Here is a 3,652-nt window from a genome sequence, read left to right on the forward strand (position 1 = left end):
CCTCCCCGCAAGCGGGGAGGGGAGACAAAGCGTAGCTTTGGCGGGGTGGGGTTCTTCGGGTTTAATAAGTAATCAAGCGGACATGATATAACTTTGCTATTCAAGCAGTGGTTAGGGTGGGGTAAAACCCAGATTCTTGAACAACTTCAGACTTGTGTGTACACCGTAGGCTTGCGGGGAGGGGTTAGAGGTGGGGTGTATTAGGGACTTTTGCAATAGGTCTATTGCTTACCGCATCGGCGCTGGAACCCACTTTTGAAAACCGTCTAAATGATTCCAGTAAGCTAAATATCCAGTCAATGCCCAAATTAAAGCGGCTACTATCAGCACCGCTGTGCCAATTAGTCGCCAGGTTCGATTGGTTTTCCAATAGAGAGTTGGCGCTGCAAAAATACCGCCTAAGCCAGTTAAAATAAAGCCGATTCCCGATAAAAGCGGTTGCTTTGTCAAATTCAAGTTAATGATGCGGATACCCACTACGATCGCAACTACACCAGCAAAGAAGCCGTAAACTGCTATTGTCAATAAATCCCAACCTTGAGCAAGAGAAACCGCAGTCGCAACAAACAAGATTCCAAATAAAACACTTGTCTCACCGAAGGCAATGTTAAAGCTACCGATAACTGGCCAGGTGAAGCTCATGTGTAAACCAGTTGTTAAGGCTATAGCCCCAGTAATTCCGAATCCAGGAATCCACTGTCTCTGATTAGCGCTATCTATACCACGATACACATAGTCAGCCAGTAGAAATACCCCAGCTACCATATTGATCAACATGAGTGTTATGTAGTCGATAAACATGATTCACCTCTTGATGCTTTTCTGGGTTGATATGAATTATGCCAAACACTGTTACATTTCTAAATATTTAAAACCACAGATAAACACACATTAACACCCAAAGAAAGCGTAGCAAAATTTAACTACTTTCCACTGGTATCCACCCCTTGGTAGACTATAGGGGACGTTCCACTTCGTAGTTAATGAAAGTCATAGTAAGTCCATACTTTGACCTTCCTGGGCCGGCAAAATTCCTCTGGAGAGGGCACTTTATTGAACACCCTGATGTTGCACAAAGAGGTAATCAGATTCGTTTGGGGCTGGAAAAGGCGGAATGTGAGATAGTTTTAGCATCGCAGCCAGAACTTCACGAATCAATGCTGCGTGAATCAATCTTAGCGGTACAAGATCCTGCGTATGTTAACTATCTTGAGAGTGCTTGGGAACACTGGTCAAAAATGGAGAATGCGAGTACCGAGATTTTTCCTAACATTTCCTCAAACCGCCATCTGGCTCAATTCAACGAAAGTCCTGTGGCTCTGGCAGGATGGTACATTGCTGACGGCGCAGCACCAATCGGAGAACACACATGGCGAAACGCTCTCGGAAGTGTATCTGCGGTTATTGAAGCAACTTTTTATCTGAAAGCAGGAGAGTTAGTTGTCTATGCCTTGTGTAGACCAAGTGGGCATCATGCTTGCCGGGATATGGCAATGGGTATGTGTTTTTTAAATAACGCTGCGATCGCCACACAAGAGCTTCGCACAAAGTTTTCCCGAATTGCAATTCTTGATATTGATATGCATCATGGTAACGGCATCCAGCAGATTTTTTATCAGCGCAGTGATGTTTTAACAATTTCGATTCACGGTAATCCCACCAACTTTTATCCTTTTTATACAGGCTTTGAAAACGAACGTGGCAGGGGTAATGGAGAAGAATGTAACTTGAACATTCCCCTACCTCCTGGAACTAATGAGGCTTCTTATCTACAAGCCTTAGAGAAAGCCCTAGCTGTAGTGTCGTCGTTCAAGGCAGAAGCTTTGGTCGTAGCAACTGGCTTTGACACATTTAAATTAGATCCGCTCGGTTGTTTTGCTCTTGAGTCCACCTCTTACAATCAAATTGGCAGAAAGATTAAGTCACTTGGTTTGCCAACTCTTTTTGTCCAAGAAGGTGGCTACTTCGTTGAAGCCCTAAGTGAAAACGTTCGACAATTAGTCACAGGTTTTAAAAGTGTTTAAAATGGTATAGCAATCCGATTTGATTTTTGAACTTATTTGCGTAGGCAGGGAGTAGGGAGTAGGGAGTAGGGAATCAGCCCTTTCGAGTTGAGGGCGAGTTTTTTCACGCAATCAAATAGGAGTCCTATATACTTTTAACTAAATATATTTATTTGTATAAAGTATATAAAATTATTCTAAGTACTTATCCTGAGATTTGACAGGCTGATATCTATAGAGATTATTGAGAATAGTGTCAATAATTTGGAAGTTGACACTTCGTTAACATTTGTAATCGAAAATTGGTAACCGCCCTTTGGTAGACTTAAAGACTGAAATAGCCAGATAAAGCGGCAGAAATTCAAGCAGTTGAGAGGGCAGACTCTGTGGAAAATACACTTGGGTTAGAGATTATTGAAGTAGTAGAGCAAGCCGCGATCGCTTCCTCGAAGTGGATGGGTAAAGGCGAAAAAAACATTGCTGACCAGGTAGCTGTGGAAGCTATGCGGGAGCGGATGAATAAAATCTATATGCGGGGTCGCATTGTGATTGGGGAAGGCGAACGCGACGACGCGCCTATGTTATACATCGGGGAAGAAGTTGGTATCTGTACCCAACCAAATGCCGAAGCTCTCTGTAACCCTGATGAATTAATCGAAATTGACATCGCCGTTGACCCCTGTGAAGGTACGAACTTGGTAGCTTATGGACAACCTGGTTCGATGGCTGTCTTGGCAATTTCTGAAAAGGGTGGATTATTTGCTGCTCCTGACTTTTACATGAAGAAGTTAGCAGCACCTCCCGCAGCTAAGGGCAAGGTAGACATCAACAAGTCAGCAACAGAAAACCTCAAGATTCTCGCTGAGTGTCTAGAGCGCTCTATTGAAGAACTTGTGATCGTGGTCATGAAGCGCGAACGCCACAACGATTTAATTAAAGAAATCCGTGAGGCTGGAGCGAGAGTACAACTGATTTCAGATGGTGATGTAGGTGCAGCTATAAGCTGTGGTTTTGCTGGAACTAATATCCACGCGCTGATGGGTATCGGTGCGGCTCCTGAAGGTGTAATCTCAGCAGCAGCAATGCGTGCTTTGGGTGGACACTTCCAAGGTCAACTGATTTACGATCCAGCAATAGTAAAAACGGGTCTGATTGGAGAAAGCAGAGAAGCTAATATCGATCGTTTAAAGTCTATGAATATCAATGACCCCGATAAGGTCTATGATGCTCATGAATTGGCATCTGGTAAAACTGTTTGTTCGCTGCTAGCGGCATTACCAGTGGTAATCTCATGCAAGGTGTACGCTTCTTCAACGGCGGAGCCAGAACTCAAAGCTTGGTAATTTCTAACCAGTCGAAAACGGCTCGATTTGTTGATACAATTCACATGTTTGGTGAACCCAAGACTCTCCAACTGAACTAATTTTTAGGGGTGCATCCCATTTTTTATTTTTCAACGAGAGTATAACTGTCATTGCGAGGAGGTACGACGAAGCAATCGCATAGACTTGTTCTTAGTGCGAGATTTTGCGATTGCTTCACTGCACTTCGTTTCGTTCGCAATGACGTTGCAAAAAAGTGGGATGCTCCCGATCGCTTATACTCTCAAGAAACACTTGCCCAAAGCCTTATAATAAAATCGAGCTTTT

At 43.6% G+C, this 3,652-nt stretch carries 2 protein-coding genes and 1 pseudogene; 2 read left to right on the forward strand and 1 reads right to left on the reverse strand.

The window, feature by feature from the left end; translation table 11 throughout:
- Window positions 1-228: 228 nt before the first annotated feature.
- Entirely contained in the window at window positions 229-801 is a 573-nt protein-coding gene (locus tag LC574_RS31055; protein ID WP_229457427.1) for a DUF981 family protein, read from the reverse strand.
- Window positions 802-983: 182 nt separating this feature from the next.
- Here LC574_RS31055 and LC574_RS31060 point away from each other — a divergent pair, with 182 nt between their 5' ends.
- Window positions 984-2,024 carry a histone deacetylase family protein gene (locus LC574_RS31060; protein WP_229457428.1) on the forward strand — a complete coding sequence of 347 codons (1,041 nt, stop codon included), beginning with the start codon at window positions 984-986 and terminating at the stop codon, window positions 2,022-2,024.
- Window positions 2,025-2,389: 365 nt separating this feature from the next.
- Window positions 2,390-3,426 (forward strand): annotated as a pseudogene (gene glpX, locus LC574_RS31065) (class II fructose-bisphosphatase).
- Window positions 3,427-3,652 lie beyond the last annotated feature (226 nt).

Source organism: Nostoc sp. CHAB 5715 (assembly GCF_020829685.1).
In the GTDB taxonomy this organism is placed as follows: domain Bacteria; phylum Cyanobacteriota; class Cyanobacteriia; order Cyanobacteriales; family Nostocaceae; genus Nostoc.

Excerpts from the sequence above, each read along its gene's own strand:
- LC574_RS31055 (WP_229457427.1), bottom strand. The coding sequence starts at position 801 with ATGTTTATCGACTACATAACACTCATGTTGATCAATATGGTAGCTGGG.
- LC574_RS31060 (WP_229457428.1), top strand. The coding sequence starts at position 984 with ATGAAAGTCATAGTAAGTCCATACTTTGACCTTCCTGGGCCGGCAAAA.